Annotated in this window: 12 protein-coding genes; 1 reads left to right on the top strand and 11 read right to left on the bottom strand. The window is 63.9% G+C overall.

The genetic code is table 11. From position 1 onward, the window contains the following. Positions 1 to 122: 122 nt before the first annotated feature. The 9 genes from ccoP (CWE01_RS11120) to CWE01_RS11080 all read right to left on the bottom strand — a co-directional run bounded on the left by ccoP (CWE01_RS11120) (position 123) and on the right by CWE01_RS11080 (position 15033). A complete protein-coding gene (ccoP, locus tag CWE01_RS11120) occupies positions 123 to 1097 on the bottom strand; it encodes a cytochrome-c oxidase, cbb3-type subunit III (RefSeq protein ID WP_100940579.1) in 975 nt (324 codons plus the stop codon). After that, positions 1094 to 1279, bottom strand: coding sequence for a cbb3-type cytochrome c oxidase subunit 3 (locus tag CWE01_RS11115; RefSeq protein WP_100940961.1), 186 nt, complete (start codon positions 1277 to 1279; stop codon positions 1094 to 1096). The genes ccoP (CWE01_RS11120) and CWE01_RS11115 overlap by 4 nt, the downstream gene beginning before the upstream one ends. Before the next feature lie 5 nt (positions 1280 to 1284). Further along, on the bottom strand, positions 1285 to 1893 hold the full coding sequence (ccoO, locus tag CWE01_RS11110) for a cytochrome-c oxidase, cbb3-type subunit II (RefSeq protein ID WP_100940578.1): 609 nt from the start codon (positions 1891 to 1893) through the stop codon (positions 1285 to 1287). Continuing rightward, a complete protein-coding gene (gene ccoN, locus CWE01_RS11105; protein ID WP_100940577.1) occupies positions 1893 to 3335 on the bottom strand; it encodes a cytochrome-c oxidase, cbb3-type subunit I in 1443 nt (480 codons plus the stop codon). Before ccoN (CWE01_RS11105) ends, ccoO (CWE01_RS11110) begins: the two co-directional genes overlap by 1 nt. 334 nt (positions 3336 to 3669) lie before the next feature. After that, positions 3670 to 4608 (bottom strand): cytochrome-c oxidase, cbb3-type subunit III, encoded by a 939-nt coding sequence (ccoP, locus tag CWE01_RS11100; RefSeq protein ID WP_100940576.1) that lies wholly within the window; start codon positions 4606 to 4608, stop codon positions 3670 to 3672. Then, positions 4605 to 4802 (bottom strand): cbb3-type cytochrome c oxidase subunit 3, encoded by a 198-nt coding sequence (locus CWE01_RS11095; protein ID WP_100940575.1) that lies wholly within the window; start codon positions 4800 to 4802, stop codon positions 4605 to 4607. The genes ccoP (CWE01_RS11100) and CWE01_RS11095 overlap by 4 nt, the downstream gene beginning before the upstream one ends. Positions 4803 to 4805: 3 nt before the next feature. Beyond that, entirely contained in the window at positions 4806 to 5414 is a 609-nt protein-coding gene (gene ccoO, locus CWE01_RS11090) for a cytochrome-c oxidase, cbb3-type subunit II (RefSeq protein WP_100940574.1), read from the bottom strand. 10 nt (positions 5415 to 5424) lie between these two features. Next, a complete protein-coding gene (ccoN, locus tag CWE01_RS11085; RefSeq protein WP_100940573.1) occupies positions 5425 to 6849 on the bottom strand; it encodes a cytochrome-c oxidase, cbb3-type subunit I in 1425 nt (474 codons plus the stop codon). A 168-nt stretch (positions 6850 to 7017) separates the two neighbouring features. Beyond that, positions 7018 to 15033 (bottom strand): hypothetical protein, encoded by an 8016-nt coding sequence (locus CWE01_RS11080; protein ID WP_177410468.1) that lies wholly within the window; start codon positions 15031 to 15033, stop codon positions 7018 to 7020. Positions 15034 to 15224: 191 nt separating this feature from the next. Here CWE01_RS11080 and CWE01_RS11075 point away from each other — a divergent pair, with 191 nt between their 5' ends. Then, on the top strand, positions 15225 to 15905 hold the full coding sequence (locus CWE01_RS11075) for an alpha/beta family hydrolase (RefSeq protein WP_100940572.1): 681 nt from the start codon (positions 15225 to 15227) through the stop codon (positions 15903 to 15905). A gap of 40 nt (positions 15906 to 15945) precedes the next feature. On the opposite strand, the gene CWE01_RS11070 is transcribed toward CWE01_RS11075, so the two are convergent. Then, positions 15946 to 16671 (bottom strand): hypothetical protein, encoded by a 726-nt coding sequence (locus CWE01_RS11070; protein ID WP_100940571.1) that lies wholly within the window; start codon positions 16669 to 16671, stop codon positions 15946 to 15948. A 35-nt stretch (positions 16672 to 16706) separates the two neighbouring features. Then, positions 16707 to 18185: an addiction module component gene (locus CWE01_RS11065; RefSeq protein WP_100940570.1), complete on the bottom strand. Its 1479-nt coding sequence runs from the start codon at positions 18183 to 18185 to the stop codon at positions 16707 to 16709. Positions 18186 to 18246 lie beyond the last annotated feature (61 nt).

Below are 18246 nucleotides of genomic sequence, written 5' to 3'. Positions count from 1 at the left end.
ATAGATCGTGGATAGGCGCGCGCTGGCAGTGCATCCGGATGTGTCCGAGCAGCGCCTTGGCACAAATGAAAACGGCCCCGCCAGGCTGGCTGGCGGGGCCGTCGGGTGTTGCTCAAGCGCGTTTATTCAGCCGGCTTGTTGTCACCGTGGGACAGGCTGTAGACGTAGGCGGCGAGCAAGTGGACCTTGTCGTTGCCCTGCAACTGCGCCTGGGCCGGCATCTGCCCCTGGCGACCATAACGGATGGTCTGTTGCAGTTGCGCGAAGCTTGAACCGTAGATGAACGCCGCCGGGTGCGTCAGGTTTGGCGCGCCCATGGCCGGGGTGCCCTTGCCTTCAGGACCGTGGCAGGCCACGCAGTTGGTGGCGAAGAGTTTCTGCCCCGCCACCGGGTCGGCCTTGGCGCCTTCCGGCAGCTTGCGCCCATCCAGATTGGTCAGCACGAACGAGGCGACATCGGCCACGCCCTGCTCACCGATGACTTCGGCCCAGGCCGGCATCACCGCGTGGCGGCCGCCCATGATGGTGGTCTTGATGGTTTCCGGCTCACCGCCCCAACGCCAGTCCTCGTCGGTCAGGTTGGGGAAGCCGTAGGCGCCCTTGGCATCGGAACCGTGGCACACCGAGCAGTTGGAGGCGAACAGCCGTGCGCCCATCTTCAGTGCTTGCGGGTCCTTGGCCACGTCCTCGATGGGCATGGCCGCGTACTTGGCGAAGATCGGTCCGAACTTGGCATCCGAGCGGGCCATTTCCTTTTCCCACTCGTGCACGCCTGTCCAGCCGGTCTGGCCGTTGGCGAAGGGGGTCTGCTTATCGTTGTCGAGGTAGGCGTAGCCGGGCAGCAGGCCTTTCCAGTTGCCCAGGCCCGGGTACAGGACCAGATAGCCGAGGGCGAAGATGATGGTGCCGACGAACAGCATGAACCACCATTTGGGCAGCGGGTTGTCGTACTCCTCGATACCGTCGAAGGAGTGGCCAACCGTCTCCTCGGTCTGATCGGCGCGCTGACCCTTGCGGGTGGACAGCAGCAGCCAGGTCAGGGCGAAGATGGTACCCAGAGTGAGGACTGTGACGTACAGACTCCAGAACGTAGTCATTCTTTATTACTCCTAGACGCTTTTTCGACCTGCTTGATGGCTTCGGGGTCATCCGCGAAAGGCAACAGGGTTGCATCCTCGAATTCCGATTTGCGGCGCGGGCTGAACACCCACAGCGCCAGGCCGATAAAGGCCACCATCACCACCAGGGTGCCCAGGCCACGAATCATCCCGATATCCATCCAGATCACCGTTTGCTTTTGATGATGGTGCCCAGGCCCTGCAAGTAGGCCACCAGCGCGTCCATTTCGGTCTTGCCCTTCACGGCATCCTTGGCTCCGGCGATGTCTTCGTCGGTGTAAGGCACGCCGAGGGTGCGCAGGACTTCCATTTTCTTCGCCGTGTCCTTGCCATCGAGCTTGTTTTCCACCAGGAACGGATAAGCCGGCATTTTCGACTCGGGCACCACGTTGCGCGGGTTGTACAGGTGCGCGCGGTGCCAGTCATCGGAGTAACGCCCGCCGACCCGGGCCAGGTCCGGCCCGGTGCGCTTGGAGCCCCAGAGGAACGGGTGGTCCCAGACGCTTTCACCGGCCACCGAGTAGTGCCCGTAGCGTTCGGTTTCGGCGCGGAACGGGCGGATCATCTGCGAGTGGCAGCCGACACAACCGTTGGCGATAAAGATGTCACGGCCTTCCAGTTCCAGTGCCGGGCGTGGCTTCATGCCTTCGACCGGCTTGTTGGTGACGTCCTGGAAGAACAACGGGACGATCTGGGTCAGGCCGCCGATGCTCACGGCGATGACCATGAAGAAGGCCAGCAGGCCGATATTCTTCTCGACTACTTCGTGCTTCATCAGTGAGCTCCAGCGACAGCGATCTGAGCGGCGGCTTCAGCTTCAGCCGGGTCCGAGGCGCGAACGGTACGGAACACGTTGTAGGCCATGAACAGCATGCCGCTGGCGAAGAACGCACCGCCGATGGCGCGCACGATATAGCCGGGATGGCTGGCCTGCAGCGCTTCGACGAACGAGTAGGTCAGGGTGCCATCGTCGTTGATCGCACGCCACATCAGGCCCTGGGTGATGCCGTTGACCCACATCGAGGCGATGTAGAGCACGGTGCCGATGGTGGCGAGCCAGAAGTGCGCGTTGATCAGGCCGATGCTGTGCATCTGAGGACGCCCGAAGATTTTCGGGATCATGTGGTAGGTCGAACCGATGGAAATCATCGCTACCCAGCCGAGGGCGCCGGCGTGCACGTGGCCGATGGTCCAGTCGGTGTAGTGGGACAGCGAGTTGACGGTCTTGATCGCCATCATCGGCCCTTCGAAGGTCGACATGCCATAGAACGCCAGGGACACCACCAGGAACCGCAGGATCGGGTCGGTGCGCAGCTTATGCCAGGCCCCCGAGAGGGTCATCATGCCGTTGATCATGCCGCCCCAGCTTGGCGCCAGGAGGATGATCGACATCGCCATGCCCAGGGACTGGGCCCAGTCCGGCAGGGCGGTGTAGTGCAGGTGGTGGGGACCGGCCCAGATGTACAGGGTGATCAGCGCCCAGAAATGCACGATGGACAGGCGGTAGGAGTAGATCGGCCGCTCGGCCTGTTTCGGCACGAAGTAGTACATCATCCCGAGAAAGCCGGTGGTCAGGAAGAAGCCCACGGCGTTGTGGCCGTACCACCACTGGATCATCGCGTCGGTCGCCCCGGCATAGGCCGAGTAGGACTTGAAGAAGCTCACCGGCAAGGAGGCGTGGTTGACGATGTGCAGCATCGCCGTGACGATGATGAAGGCGCCGTAGAACCAGTTACCCACATAGATGTGCTTGGTCTTGCGCTTGATGATGGTGCCGAAGAACACCAGGGCGTAGACCACCCAGACAATCCCCAGCAGGATAGCCAGCGGCCATTCCAGTTCGGCGTATTCCTTGGTGGTGGTGTAACCCAGGGGCAGGGTGATCGCGGCGCCGACGATGACGGCTTGCCAACCCCAGAAGTGGAAGGCCGCGAGGCCGTCGGAGATCAGTCGTACCTGGCAGGTTCGCTGCACGACATAGTAGGAAGTGGCAAACAATGCACAACCACCGAAGGCAAAAATCACCAGGTTGGTGTGCAGCGGGCGCAGGCGTCCAAAACTCGTCCACGGCAGACCGAAATTCAACTCCGGCCAGACCAGTTGCGAGGCGATGAAGACACCGAGCCCCATGCCAAGGATCCCCCAGACCACCGTCATGATGGCGAACTGGCGGACTACCTTATAGTTATAAGCAGTCGGACTGATTGCTGTGCTCATTCTAAGGTTCCACGGTTTAAGTATATTTATTAGGGGTGAAAATCGCCCGCAAGTATGGATAAAGCGTAGGGTCATTGCAACGCGGCATGACCTGGGTCAATACCGTGTGACGCTGATTCTGCGGCCTTTCCATGCTCGGTGTAAGGTCAAAACGCGCCCTCGAAAAGGCCGGAATCGTCCGGCAGGCGAGGGGATGCGGTTTGATCGAAGTTTGCAAAGCTTAGTACCGATTCCCGGGAGTGGGTAGGCGGACTAAAAGAGAGGTGCGACACTGGGTCGCGTACAGGCGGGGAACTGTCGCATCCTGATCGATGCGACAGGAAATATCCGGTGGCTATTGGGCTTTGTTTTCTCCTTGACTGCCGTGGGAGAGACTGAACACGTAAGCGGCCAGCAACTGCACCTTATCGTTGCCGAGCTGTTCGCTCTGGGCCGGCATCTGGCCCTGGCGACCGTGGCGGATGGTCTGCTGCAATTGCGTCACGCTGCTGCCGTAGATAAAGCCGGAAGGCTGGGTCAGGTCGGGGGCCCCCATGATCTGGCTGCCCTGGCCGGTGGCACCATGGCAGGCGATGCAGGTGGTGCTGAAGGTTTGTCGGCCCGCCGCCAGGTCCGCGGTGGAATCCTGCGGTAGCGGAAGCTTGGCCAGGTCGTGACGGACATAGGCCGCGACGTTCTTCACCCCGTCCTCACCGAGGATTTCGCCCCAGGCCGGCATGGCCGCGATGCGTCCGCCCATGATGGTGGTCTTGATCGTGTCGGCACTGCCGCCCCAGCGCCAGATATCGTCGGCGAGGTTGGGGAAACCGTAGGCGCCCTTGGCGTCCGAGCCGTGGCACACCGCGCAGTTGGAGGCGAACAGGCGTCCGCCCATTTTCAGCGCTTGCGGGTCCTTGGCCACTTCTTCCAGGGGCATGGCGGCGAATTTGGCGAAGATCGGTCCGAACTTGGCATCGGCCTTGTCCATTTCCTTTTCCCATTCGTGGACGCCGGTCCAGCCGTTCTCGTAGCCGGGCAGGATGCCTTTCCAGTTGCCCAGGCCCGGGTAGAGGATCAGGTAGCCGACGGCAAACACCAGGGTCCCGGCGAACAGCATGAACCACCACTGCGGCAGCGGGTTGTCATACTCCTCGATGCCGTCGAAGCTGTGGCCCATGGTCTGGTCGACGCTGCCCTTGGTTTCACCCTTGCGCGTACCGATCAACAGCCAGGTCAGGCCGATCAGGCTGCCGATGGTCAGTACGCAGATATACGCACTCCAGAAGGTGGTCATGGCTGGGTGCTCCTTGTTGCGGTGGGATCTTCAGGGGGGGCCGGAAGCGGCTCGTCATCGGCGAAGGGCAGCATGCAGGCCTCGGCGAACTCGGGGGTGCGCTTGGCGTTGAACACCCAGAGGGCCAGGCCGATAAAGGCGAAGAACACCACCAGGGTGCCGAGGCCGCGGATCATTCCGCTACTCATGTCCATGATTCACCTCTTGCTCTTGATCGCAGTGCCGAGCACTTGCAGGTAGGCGACCAGGGCGTCCATTTCGGTCTTGCCCTTCACGGATTCCCTGGCCCCGGCGATGTCGTCGTCGGTGTAGGGCACGCCCAGGGTGCGCATGGCCCGCAGCTTGGTTTCGGTCAGGCTGTTATCCAAGGGATTGGCCACCAGCCAGGGGTAGCCCGGCATTTTCGACTCCGGCACCACGTTGCGCGGGTTGTACAGGTGCGCGCGGTGCCAGTCTTCCGAGTAACGCCCGCCGACCCGGGCCAGGTCCGGTCCGGTGCGCTTGGAGCCCCAGAGGAACGGGTGGTCCCAGACGCTTTCTCCGGCCACCGAGTAGTGCCCGTAGCGTTCGGTTTCGGCGCGGAACGGCCGGATCATCTGCGAGTGGCAGCCGACGCAGCCTTCGCGGATGTAGATATCGCGGCCTTCCAGCTGCAGCGCGGTGTAGGGCTTCATGCCTTCTACCGGCTTGTTGGTGACGTCCTGGAAAAACAGCGGGACGATCTGGGTCAGGCCGCCGATGCTCACGGCCAGCACCATCAGCAGCATCAGCAGGCCGACGTTCTTTTCAATCACTTCATGTTTCATGGCGAGCTCCTCAGGCCATCTGCGCGGCGGCGATCACGGTGGCGGGTTGCGCGCCGCGCACGGTGCGCCAGGTGTTGTAGGCCATCAGCAACATGCCGCTGAAGAAGATCGCCCCGCCGATCAGCCGGACGACGTAGCCGGGGTGGCTGGCCACCAGGGTTTCGACGAAGGAGTAGGTCAGCGTGCCGTCCTCGTTGACCGCACGCCACATCAGGCCCTGGGCGATGCCGTTGACCCACATCGAGGCGATGTAGAGTACGGTGCCGATGGTGGCGAGCCAGAAGTGCGCGTTGATCAGGCCGATGCTATGCATCTGCGGGCGGCCGAAGATTTTCGGGATCATGTGGTACAGCGCGCCGATGGAAATCATCGCCACCCAACCGAGGGCGCCGGCGTGCACGTGGCCGATGGTCCAGTCGGTGTAGTGGGAGAGGGCGTTGACGGTCTTGATCGCCATCATCGGACCTTCGAAGGTCGACATGCCGTAGAACGCCAGGGAGACCACGAGGAAGCGCAGGATCGGGTCGCTGCGCAGCTTATGCCAGGCCCCGGAGAGGGTCATCATGCCGTTGATCATGCCGCCCCAGCTCGGTGCCAGGAGGATCAGCGACATCACCATGCCCAGGGACTGGGCCCAGTCCGGCAGGGCGGTGTAGTGCAGGTGGTGGGGACCGGCCCAGATATACAGGGTGATCAGCGCCCAGAAGTGGACGATGGACAGGCGATAGGAATACACCGGCCGCTCGGCCTGTTTCGGTACGAAGTAGTACATCATCCCGAGGAAACCAGCGGTCAGGAAGAAGCCCACCGCGTTGTGCCCGTACCACCACTGGACCATGGCGTCGGTGGCCCCGGCGTAGATCGAGTAGGACTTGGTCAGGCTGACCGGCAGTTCCAGGTTGTTGACGATATGCAGGATCGCCACGGTGAGGATGAAGGCGCCGAAGAACCAGTTGCCGACGTAGATGTGCTTGGTGGTGCGCTTCATCAGCGTGCCGAAGAACACGATGGCGTAGGCGACCCAGACGATGGTGATCAGGATATCGATCGGCCATTCCAGTTCGGCGTATTCCTTGGAACTGGTGTAGCCCAGGGGCAGGCTGATGGCCGCCAGGAGGATCACCAGTTGCCAGCCCCAGAAGGTGAACGCCGCGATCTTTGGCGCAAACAGCTGGGTCTGGCAGGTGCGTTGCACCGAGTAGTAGGAACTGGCGAACAGCGCGCAGCCGCCGAAGGCGAAGATCACCGCATTGGTGTGCAACGGGCGCAGGCGGCCGAAGCTGGTCCACGGCAGGTTGAAGTTGAGTTCGGGCCAGACCAATTGGGCGGCGAGGAAAACCCCGAGCCCCATGCCGACGATGCCCCACACCACCGTCATAATGGCGAATTGGCGGACCACCTTGTAGTTGTAGGCGGTACTGATTGAAGTGTTCATGGTTCCCCATCCACGGTTCAGACCCGGCCGGCGCTGTTGCATTCGCGGGATCTGGAGTTATAGGCAGACTAAAAGCCAGCCAAGCATGGGCAAATAGCCAGCGGGTGGTATTGACGGGGGTCAATGGGGTGGGAATTGCCGGTGGCCGCAGGGCCACCGGCGGATTGCTCAGCTCAGGCCCAGGCCATAGGCGTTGCTCAGATCGAACAGGATCGACTCCTTGCCGCTGGGCAGGTGCAGCACGTAGTACTTGATCGGCGGCACCGCGGTCGCGCGGTCGGTGGACCAGGTCAGGCCGAAATCCCTCGCAGTCGTCGACTCCGTTTCCCGCAGGGTTTCCGCCAGCCATTCGCGCTGGGCGCCCAGGGGCCAGCGGTTGCCGTAGAGGCGATGGATCTCCTTCAGCTCGGCGCGCGCCGGCAGGCGCCGATGCCCGGCGCCGGCCTTCGCCTGCATGCTGGCGAAGGTCCCCAGCCCCAGCCCATGGCAGTGGATCACGCCGCTGACCGTCAGGTTGTAGCTTTTCATCTGTCCGCCGTGATCGCGCACGGTGATGGTCGTGCTGCCGTTGCCACGCACCGTGACCAGGCCGGAGGCGTCGACCACGGCAATCGCCGGATTGCCCGAGGTGTAGGTATAACCGGGCGTACCGCCGCTGGCCGCACGCCTGGCCGAGGTGGTCGGGCCGAAGGCGGGCAGGACCGTCGGGTGGCTGGGGATCAGGTAGATCCTGCCGCTGAGGGTCAGCGGACGCTGGTCGAACACCAGTTCGGGACGCTCGACGCTCTTCAGGCGCAGCTTGACGGTGGTGGGCGTCGAGGGCTCCGACAGGTTGCCCGCGCGGTCGGTGATCCGGTAGGTCACCGGCCAATCGGCATCGGCGCCCAGGGAGACGAGAAACGCGCGGGGAAACTCGATGACAATGGTCTTGAGTTCCTCGACCCGCGCTCCCGGCCCCTCGATATCACCCCAGAAGGTGGTCACCTGGTCGCCGATGGCGAAACCGTTGTAGCTGGCGATCGTGCCCGGCAGCACATTGCCCAGTTGGCTCAACTGCGCCGGAGTGAGGCCGTCGTTGACCTGGGGTGGAAAGGCCATGGCCGCCAGCGCGGGCAGTCCGGGTTGTTCACGGTCGACCTCGATCAGCGACGGGAACGAATCGGTCCAGGTCTGGCTGACGGTACTGTACGCCCGGTACCTGAGTTCATGGGTGCCATGGGTGAGCGCCGCAACGGGAATGTCCAGCCTCAGGGTGTCGCCGGGATTGTCGCCGGGGGCAATGAACATCGGGCTGCCGAGCAGTTCCGTGCCCCACAGCAGCTGATAGGTCTCATCCGTGGCGGGGTTCGCCCAGACCGGGAAGGTCACCGGCACCGGGCTGTCGAGCGCGCTGGTCGGCAACAGGCCCTGGCCGTCGTCCAGGGCCGCCTCGACCCTGGGGCGTTCCAGCTCCCGGGCATCGGCGGGCAAGCCGCGGGCCTTGCGGCAATCAGCGATCAACGAAGGGCCGATACCCAGGCCGGAAACGGAATAGACCAACGCCGGCAGGCCGATGCTGAGCGAAACATGCGGCTCTTCGGGTTCAAGGCCGGGTTTGCTCATGTTCAGCACCGCGTAGGCATAAGGCGTCTGCAGCAGGTCCTTTGAGGTCGATGACCAGGTGAGCGGCTTGTCGGCGGACTGCAAGGGCCAGTGCCTGCCGTATAGCTGGCGTATCGCCTTGAGCTCATCCAGGGTCGGCACCTTCAGTCCCTTTTGCCGGGCCGTCAGCAGGGTCGCGTCGATGCTTCCCACGCCCAGGTTGTAGCACTGGATCACACCGCTCACGGTCACCTCGTAGCTTTGGTGCTGGCCGACCCGGTCGGTGACGCGGATTCGCGTCTTGCCATTGCCGCGCACGGTCACCCGGCCGCTGTGGTCGACGACGGCGATCCGCGGGGCGTCGCTGCTGTAGCTATAACCGGGCACACCGCCGTCGGCCGTGCGCTGGATAGTCGTGCCGGGGCCGAAGTCGGGCAAGACCAGCGGATGGCAGGGAATCAGGTAGATCTTGCCGGGCAGGTTGACGGGGCGGGTGTCGAAGATCAGTTCAGGCACACGTTTCATGGCCCTGACGGTCAGCGACAGCCTGGGGAAAATCAGCGCCGTCGATTCGTCGGCGCTGCCGTCGAAGCTTACCGAGAAGGTAAAGGTCAGGCCGCTCAAGTCCCGCAGCAGGTCGAGATGGCGACGCAGGAGCGGATCGTCGAAGCGGTCCTCGATCGAGGGGATTTCCTGGGCCTCCCAGATCGTGAAGACATAAGGGCTGCCATTGCCCCGGGTTCCTTCGCCGCGCAGCCAGACCCGTTGGCCCAGTTGGATATGCGGCCATTTCCCGACTTCGATATGGCCATCGCCGGCAAAGGTGTTGAGGTCCAGCAGGCGGTTGTCCGGTGCTTCGCGAACGAAGGGCACGGGCAAATGCTCGTGGGCGATGGGCAGTACGTCCAGCGGCAGGATTCGCGAGGGTGCGGGAATGCCCTGGCGGGTGACGCTGTAGCCGACTTCCACGCGTTTGCCGATATTGGCGCTGACGGCCGTGGCAGGGACGGAAAAATCGACGCTGCCGTCGGCGCTCCCGGGCTTGGCGTCGATCACCGGGGTGCCGTTGCCGGGTGTGCCTCGCCAGTAGGCTTGAACGGTATCGCTGCTCAGCATGTTTTTATATCGGACGCGGATCGTCGCCCCGGCGAGCGCCTCGAGGGGGAACAGCACGCTGCCGTGGGCCTCCAGGACCTCGGGAGGCGGAAGATCCAGTGGCCTGGCGCTGACGGGCAGCAGCAACGGCTGCGAAACGATGGGCTCGGGGGCGTCGGTCTTGACTTCATAACGGACCACCACGGAGCCGCCGGCCAGGACGCTGACCTTGTCGTCCGGGATCGTGAAGTCGATGTCCTGGTCGCTCGCGATGACGGGCAGGGTCTGTTCATGGCGGACTTCCAGACCGGCGGCGGTGGTGCCGATCCAGATCAGGCTCACGGTCTGGCCCACCGCGATAAATGAGTAGGCCTCCACCCGGGCAATCACCCCGGTGGCCGTCGGGTCGAGCACGTTGCCGTTGGCTTCGGCCACGGGCACCCGTGGCGGCTTGAGGACCAGGGCCTGGCCGAGGATTTTCAGCGAGCGGCTCTTGGAGCGGCGCGAGGGTTGCTCGGGCGCCTCGACATAGTAGTAGAACCGCGCCTGTCCCTGGATGATCAGGAGGAACTGCTCGTTCGGCACCTCGAAGGACACGAACGTATCGCTGTCATGCCCGGGCAGGGTAGCGCTGAACGTCGGCAGCGGCGCGCCCTGGGCGGTTTCCCTTTCGACCAGCAGGCGCAAGGTCTGGGCACTGCTCATCCCTTCGTAGCGCAGGATCAGGGTCTGCACAGCGGCGCCGCCGAGTTCGTCCAGGTTCAGTTGCATGCCCTGGGCACGGGGCACCACCGGGGCGGGCAGGGACGGATCGCCGATGCCGACCTCCACCAGCGTCGGGCGTGACCATCTCGACCAGTTGTTGACCTCGTCGCGAATCTCGTAACGGACGATGATCGAGTCGGCGTTGCCGGCCTCGCGGATGATCGCCGGATCAATCGGGATCACCACCTCCTCGCTCGGGCCCGTGAGGGCCGGATGCTCGACGAAGCGACCGTGCCAGGACACCTTGATCCGGTCACCGGCGGCCATGTTGGCGTAACGCTTGACGACCACGCTGACACCCTCCGGATCCTCGATCACCCCCGGTGGAAGTACCACGGGCAGTTCGAGCTTGTCGTTCTCGTCGGGTGTGCCGGAATGGATGTCAGGTGCGCCGGGAACCTCCAGTTTGACCCGGATGCTGGCCTCGGCCGTTTCGGGCGTGCCGCCGGGGAAGGGGGTGAGGACGTAGCGCACCGTCACCTCTCCGGACATGATCCAGCGGGTCGCGACTGGCAGGGTCAGATGGCTGGCGCCGGGTTCGCTGCCCTGGGTATGACTGGCGACGGGGTCGGGATGGGTGCCCCAATACAGGTCGAGGCGGTCCCTGGGTTTCAGATCCAGGAGGGCGATCACCACGGGCAGCGGGCGTTGCGGGTCGATCACATCGGTGGCGCCCACGCCGCCGATATTGAAGCTGTTGATCAGCGGCGGCAGCAGGTCCCGGCTGGCGCGCGGCTGTCGATTGGCGACGGCCCACATCGGTGTCCAGGTGGGGGCGATCAGGCCCGGTTTTGGCCAGAGCGTACTGGCCTCCAGCACGCTCAGCTTGCCGGCACTGGCGACAGCGCTGATCAACCGGGCATGGGGGAGGGTAATGCTGTTGCGGCCGCCGCCGACTGGTTCGACCGGCGTGCACAAGTCCCGTTGTGCGCGGGAGTCCCTGGGCTCGTACTTGAGCAGGGCACCTTCCTGGCTGGAGTAGTAGATGCCGTTGAGGAAGAGGTTGTCCGCCAGCAGGGTCTGGGTGACGAAGCAGATATCCTCGACGCAAAAGAAGTCGAAACAGGGCGTGCCGTCGGTCTCGTAGCGGGCGGGATCGAGGGGTTTGGCGTAGTGGATACTGTCGAGCGGGGTTTTTCCCAGGGTCAACGCCAGGCGCTGTTTCTCCAGCGCCGGTGTTTTCAGGTCGGCCAGGGTGCGGGTGACCTTGATTGCCTGGCCATCGACAAAAGGCTCGAGGGTGACATAGCCGTCGGGGGCGGACGTGCGGTAGATCGCGTCCACCAGCAGCGCACCTCGACCCTGGCCGATCTTGCCATGGGTATAGCGCGCGGCATCGTCGGCGTGAGCGAACAGCGGGCCGAGGGCATAGGGTTCGGTTGCGCCTGACGCATCGTCGGACGGGTCCCAGGTGGCGCTGACCGGGCCGGTCTGGCGCCACAGCGTACCGGGCCGCAAGACACTCAATTTGCCGCTCGCGGCCACGCGCCGGACATAGTCGCGACCGGACAGCGCGCCGTTCTCCAACTGGCCCTGGGTATCGATACCGTCGTTGTGAAAGAGACTGCCCCGCAGCACTTCGTCGGCATCGGGCACCAACGGCACCTGGTAGCTGAACAAGGCCCCGTCGGCGCTCGCCAGATACAGCTGGGTGGTGCTCTGGTGGCCTGGCACGATCGCCGTTTCGCGAGCGGTCTTGATGGCGTGGGCGAAATCGCGCGCCGCAATGAAATGCTGGTAGACCCTGTCGCTGGGCGGCGCCTCCCGCCGGGGCTCCGACACATAGAGGCCATCGAGGCGATAACCGGGGATAAGGCTGAGAACGGCGATCTCCGGCGGGAGTATGAGCGTGCGATCGAAGTCGCCGCTGGTGTCGAGGGCGGGGACGGTGGAGACGTATTCCTTATCGGTTTTCTTGAAAATAAAGCCGAAGCTGCGCCGGGTTCGCGGGTTGGTTTGCGCGAGCGCATGGCGTACAGCATCCGCGGCGCTCATGAACACCGGGCTGAACGCGGGGGGATACGTGGCAATCGGTGCCTGGTCCGTCTCGACGCGCACCCCGGCGGCGCTGTCACGAATCGACAGCACTTTCCCGAGGCTTGCCCAGATATCGCGACCACGGACCAGCACCCGCAGCTCGGCGGCGTTGACCAGGTCACGGACGAACGTCAGTACGGCGCCCTTGTCGGCGTCCAGGCCGCTCTTGAAGCGCCGTTCCGTGGGGTTGTCCATCAGGTTCAGCGGATCTGTCGCTGAGGGCGACAGCGCCTTGAACAGCTCGATTTCGTTCGGTGAATGCCGGCTGGTGTAGCGGATCAACGAGCCGTCCTGGCCGGAGAAATAGCGCAATGGAATCGCGCGATCCTTGATGGCCCGATAGATATCCCAGGTCGGAAACAGGTTCAGGTACAACTGGGCTTCCGTCGTTGGCAGTTGGAAATCCAGGCTGCCCAGACGCGAGCTGTAGGTCCCGACAATCGTATGATCTTCCAGGGGAAAACCATTCCGGTGGGGGAATACCAGGGTGTGGTCGAAGATCTCGGTGGCTGACACCAGCGGCGCGCTGGCGACAAACAGGCCGTCCGCGCGTTTCAGGATCACCCCGCCATGGACCTTGTCGTAGCGGCGGGGGATCTGCCCGTGGGCGTGGCGTGCCGCGTCGTCGGCACTGGCGAAGAGCGGGCCGAGGACGCGTCGCGGTAGCTGATCATAGGCGTGCCATTCGCTGCTGACCCGACCGGCCGGGCCCCACAGTTCACTGGACTGAAGCACGCTCAGTTCACCGCTGTCGGCCAGCGCGTGGATGAAGTTCAGCGGGTCGAGGATGCCCTTGACCAGGCGTTCGCCGTAGCTCGGAAGGTTTTCGCTGGCGGCGAGCAGCGATTGGTCGAAGGGGATATCCCGCGACCGGTATTTCAGCTGCGCGCCGTCGAGGGTGCTCAGGTACAAGGGCAGGGCGGGCGAGCTCGGGTCCGGACGATAGGCTTCGATCTGTTTGAGCGCCGCCAGCAGCTCATCGGGCAGAAAGAAGTTGCGGTATATCCAGACGTCCTTGCACGGCAAGCGTTGCGGATACAACTCGGCGCTGTAGTAGAGGCCGGCCAGGCGATAGCCAGGTGGTAACGCCGGTGAACCCTCGACGCCTGTGGGCAACCGTGGGTCGGCGGCAAACAGCGCTTCCCTGGCGGTCAGCGGTTCGCTGGCGGCGTAGCGCTGGTGGCTGTCGCTGATAATCACGCCGATCCGCCGGTCGCGGTAATGACCATTGATGCGTTCGTTGGCGTACAGGGCCGCGGCATCCGCGCTTTCGAACAGTGGCCCGAAGGCCGGCAAGGCCGGAGTCGAGGCTTTTTCCGGTGGATAGGGTGCCCAATCGCCGGGCACCTGGCCGGGCGGGCCCCAGTAGGTATCGCCGCGGACCACATAGAGTGAGCCGGTTTTGGCCAGGGCCTTGATGAACTCGCTGGGCAGCAATTGATCGAGGTCGCTGAGGTCGTTGCCTGGCAGCAGGCGCGGGACCAGCGCGTCCTCCTCGTCGGAGCCGCTGGGGATGTATTTGATGATGTTGGAGTCGGTCATCAGCGCATAAAACGCCCTGATCCCCTGTGGCCGGGCGAGGAGGGTGGTGAGGACCTCGTCCGGGGTGATGCTTTTCAGGCGCAGGCGCTTCTCCTGTTCGGAGAGTGTCGAGGTCCTGTCGAGCGGTCCGCCATTTTGCTCCCTGAGGGCTGACAGGCTTATGTTGGAACGGTAGACGGCATGGAGCCGGTGTCCGGGGGGGAAGCTGGCGATACCGGTTTCGGTGATCGGATACAGGGCATCGCGGTTGAAGCGGCTGTCGTTGCCGGTGGTCGGCAGCGTGGCGACAAAGGTCCCGTCCTGGCGCTGGAAGATCAGCCCGCCGAACTCCTTGTCGGTGCCGCCCTGGATCAGTTGCTGGGCATGGCGGGCGGCGTCGTCCGCCGACAGGAAGGCCGGGCCCAGCCCAGGCAGTACGGCGTCGGCGAAGGGGGCCCAATGGATCGGATCGACCCCTCCCGGGCGGTTCCACAGGTGGCTGCCGTGCAACACCCGCAACGAGCCGGCGGCAGCGATGGTGCGGACGAATTGGTGGGGCGGCAGAGCGCCGCTCAACAGTTGCTCGCGAGCGTGCCGTGCCCGTGCCTGCCAGTCCGCGCCTTCGGGCAGCAGCGCCTGCTCCAGTTCGCTGTCCCCGGAGCGGTAGGCCAGCAGCGCCCCGTCGGGGGTACCGAAAAACAACGGCGGCGGGTGCGCGCCCGGCATCGAGGGACGCGAACGGCGTGCGTGATGGAGCCCCGCGAACAGGTCGTAGGGGCTGAAAAAGTTTTCGTACAGCCCGCTTTCCCGGGGCGGCAGTTGTTCGTGGGCGGTCTCGGCCTGGCAATAGAGGCCGGCGAGGATAAAGCCTTCGGGCAACTGCAGCCGGCCCTGGGCGTCCCGACCGAAGACCGCGTCCGGGTCGAAGGGCAGCAGTGCGCTGTCCAGCGCTTGTGTCGTGGTGAACTCCGCCTTTTGTGCATGCTTGAGGATAAACGACGAGGGTCGCTTCAAACCTTTGAAAGCGGCCTGGCCGTGGGCATACTTGAGGGCTTCTTCGAGGCTGGCGAAGGTGCGGCTGAGCAGCGGCATCGCCGTCTTCTGACGCATCGGCGCGACCGCAAGGTCCGTTGGAGGGCGACTGGCGCCGGGTTGTTCGGCGTGGGTGAGGGCGTCTTGATGCATGGCAATACTCGTCTGGAAATGGACCGGGGAGCGTCCCGTGTCGGCGCCGCCGGCCTTGCAGTGTCTGGGCTGGCAGATAAGGTGTTTTCATTTTCAGGAAAAGCGGCGCAGCGATGCGTTACATATCTAGGTTGCCGGCGCGGGCCCATTTGGGGGCCGAGGTCGGTGCGGACAGTGAAATGAGAGGCGACATGGCGACCCTGCAAACACCCCATTCCCAGGCCATCTGGGCCGTGGATTCGGGCTATCTGTACAACGCCGCCGGCGAGGCTGGCCCGCTCGCCACGCTGATCCTCGCCCACGGCGCCGGCGCGCCGATGGACAGTGACTTCATGAACGCCATGGCCGAACGTCTGGCGACGCTGGGCATTGCCGTGCTGCGTTTCGAGTTTCCCTATATGGCGCAACGGCGCCTGGACGGCGGCAAGCGTCCGCCGAACCCGCAGGCGCGCTTGCTGGAGTGCTGGCGCGAGGTGTACGAGAGGGTGAAAGGGCAGGTCCCGGGAGCACTGTTCATTGGCGGCAAGTCCATGGGTGGACGCATGGCCAGCCTGCTCGCCGACGACCTCGGTGCATCAGGTTTGGTGTGCCTGGGCTATCCGTTCTACGCGGCGGGCAAACCGGAGAAACCCCGGGTGGCGCATCTGGCGGATCTCGCCACGCCGACCCTGATCGTGCAGGGCGAACGCGATGCCCTGGGCAATCGGCAAACCGTGTCGGGTTATGAACTGTCGGCTCAAATCGAGCTGGACTGGCTCGCAGCGGCCGACCACGATCTCAAGCCGCTGAAGGCCAGCGGTTTCACCCATGAGCAGCATCTGGACGCGGCGGCGCGGGACATCCACGACTTTATCCAGCGCCAGGTGCTGTAGAGCGCCGGTTGCCTGGCGGGTGGCAACCGGCGCGGGAGGCTCAGCGTGAATCGAGATTGACCACGATCTCGGTGGCGGGTGAGCGTTTCGACCAGTTGCCGACCACATCGTGGATCTCATGGCGCACCGGCAGGTTGCTGGAGTTGCCGACGCTCTCGACGATTTGCGCCGGGATCGGGACGACCACCTCCCGCTCCAGTTCCGCCGCGCCCAAGGCCGGGTGCTGGAGCGTCTGGTCGGCCCAGGTCACGCTGATCCGGTCGCCTTCGCTCATGTACCGATACGGCGCAATGATCACCCTCACGCCTTGCGGATCGACGATCACCGCCGACGGTTGCACCCGGGGTGGACGCAGGGCTTCGTTCTCATGGGGCGTCGCCGGGTCGATATCGATACCGCCGGGTGGCTCCAGTTTTACCCGGATAAAGGTGGTGTCGGATTCTTCCATACTGCCGCCGGGAAACGGTGTGAAGTGGTAGCGAACCGGCTGCGGATCCTTGGCCGACTCAAGGCTGCGGGTCTCGACGAACAGGGTCACGAAACCATTGTCGGGTGGGGCGTCCAGGGGATGCTCATAGCTGACGGTCGGTTCGGCAACGCTTCCCCAGTACAGGTCGATACGATCCCGAGGCTTGAGGTTCAGCGGCCCGACCAGCACGGCCAGGGGCTTTTCCGGGTTTTCGACATCGACGGCGCCGACCCCGGCGGGGTGTGCGCTGAGGACCTGGGGACGATCCAGGTTTCGTGCGCTGATGGGCTTGGACATGATAAAGGCTCCAGGGGAAAAGGGTGGGCTGGTCATTAGCGAGAGGCCGGCGGACAGACACCGGCCACGCGCATATCGACATAGGCGCTCTGGCGCTTCGAACGGCCGGTTCCGCTCACGCTGTCGACGCTGAACGTGGCCTCGGCATGGCCATAGCAGGTGGCGTCCAGCACCGCTCGCGGCACCCGCAGGTCGTAGCCGTCGCGGGTTTGTGCCTCGGTCAGGGGATCGGAGGTGTGCGGCCACTGGTTTTTCGGGTTGCCGCCAATCAGTTGATCGAAACCTTCGTAGAGGAAATGGATGACATCGCCGGCCTTGATATTGAGGTAGGGGACGATATGCACCGGGGCGCCGTCGCGACCGTTGACCGTGTTGATCGCGCCGTTCTCGTTCAGGTTGGTGAACAGCGGGGCATCCGGTCCGGCCGGTCCGCCGGGCAGTTCATCGCGGGAGCGGACGATGATGCTTTGCTCCGGCGATCTTGACGTGTTCGGATTGCCGGCCTGGGTGACGCTGTACTGCACGCGGATATCGCTGCCCGTGCCCAGCGGCTTGAACCGGCTGTTGAGAACCGGCAGATGCAAGTCGCGGGCAGCGGCGACATCGCCCTCGGTGACGCTATAGGGTGGCTCGAACATCGGTTGTCCGGCCCAGAACAGCTGGATGTTTTGCCCTTCGCGCAAACCGGGATTCCAGGCAATGACGGCACTCGCATCCCGCTCGAAATCATTTTCGTCGATCAGGTTATCCACAGCCTCGGGCGAGGCGCCGCGAATGACCGGGCGCCGCAGGTCGCCGGGCACCGGAAGGCTGTTGAGCAACAGCAATACATCAATGGCGGTCGAGTCCTGGGAGCTGTTTCCGGCCCGGTCGGTGACCGTATAGAACACCGGGCCGTTGAAGTCATCCAGGGATTCGAGAAAGGCGCGGGGGTACTCGATGATGACTTTTCGCGGTTCCTCCAGGTCATCTTCCTCGACCTCGCCGCCGGGACCTTCGGTGGCCCCCCAGAAGGTTCGGACCCGGTCGCCGATGGCGAAGCCGTTGTAGCCGTGGACAGTGCCCGGCAGCACATCGCCCAGTTGTGTCAGTTCTTCCGAGGTGAGGCCGTCGCTGACCACCGAGGGGAAGTCGAGGGGCGCGAGGGTGGTGGGATAACCGGGGGCGGTGGTGTCGATTTCGACGGGGGAGGGGAAGGAATCGGTGAATTCTTCGCTGAACGTATCGGTGACCCGATAGGCCAGTTGATACTTGCCCTCGATCAGCTGATCGAGGGGGATATAAAGTTCCAGGGTATTGCCGGGCTGGTCCTCGGGTTTGATGAACTCACTATTGCCAATAGGCACTTCGTTCCAGAGCAACTGGTAAGTTTCGCTGGTCGAAGGGTTGTCCCAGACTTTGAAGGTGACAAGGACCGGAGCACCAAGCGTACTGAGGGGTAATAGTCCATCCTCGAAGGCAGCGGGAACATCCGGCTTATCAAAGACAGGTGTGCTGGAAGTTGTAAGGGTCATAGGGATTTCCTTGTTTGAATGCGGCCGTCCAGAGAAGGCCGCAGACACACTGAGGCGCTTG

The organism is Pseudomonas sp. QS1027 (assembly GCF_002814235.1).
Classification (GTDB): Bacteria; Pseudomonadota; Gammaproteobacteria; order Pseudomonadales; family Pseudomonadaceae; genus Aquipseudomonas.
Note: the sequence above shows the minus strand (reverse complement) of the source record. Positions and strands in the feature narration are given on the sequence as shown.

Coding starts and splice junctions, on each gene's coding strand:
- ccoP (WP_100940579.1), bottom strand. CDS start 1,097: ATGACTACGTTCTGGAGTCTGTACGTCACAGTCCTCACTCTGGGTACC.
- CWE01_RS11115 (WP_100940961.1), bottom strand. CDS start 1,279: ATGGATATCGGGATGATTCGTGGCCTGGGCACCCTGGTGGTGATGGTG.
- ccoO (WP_100940578.1), bottom strand. CDS start 1,893: ATGAAGCACGAAGTAGTCGAGAAGAATATCGGCCTGCTGGCCTTCTTC.
- ccoN (WP_100940577.1), bottom strand. CDS start 3,335: ATGAGCACAGCAATCAGTCCGACTGCTTATAACTATAAGGTAGTCCGC.
- ccoP (WP_100940576.1), bottom strand. CDS start 4,608: ATGACCACCTTCTGGAGTGCGTATATCTGCGTACTGACCATCGGCAGC.
- CWE01_RS11095 (WP_100940575.1), bottom strand. CDS start 4,802: ATGGACATGAGTAGCGGAATGATCCGCGGCCTCGGCACCCTGGTGGTG.
- ccoO (WP_100940574.1), bottom strand. CDS start 5,414: ATGAAACATGAAGTGATTGAAAAGAACGTCGGCCTGCTGATGCTGCTG.
- ccoN (WP_100940573.1), bottom strand. CDS start 6,849: ATGAACACTTCAATCAGTACCGCCTACAACTACAAGGTGGTCCGCCAA.
- CWE01_RS11080 (WP_177410468.1), bottom strand. CDS start 15,033: ATGCATCAAGACGCCCTCACCCACGCCGAACAACCCGGCGCCAGTCGC.
- CWE01_RS11075 (WP_100940572.1), top strand. CDS start 15,225: ATGGCGACCCTGCAAACACCCCATTCCCAGGCCATCTGGGCCGTGGAT.
- CWE01_RS11070 (WP_100940571.1), bottom strand. CDS start 16,671: ATGTCCAAGCCCATCAGCGCACGAAACCTGGATCGTCCCCAGGTCCTC.
- CWE01_RS11065 (WP_100940570.1), bottom strand. CDS start 18,185: ATGACCCTTACAACTTCCAGCACACCTGTCTTTGATAAGCCGGATGTT.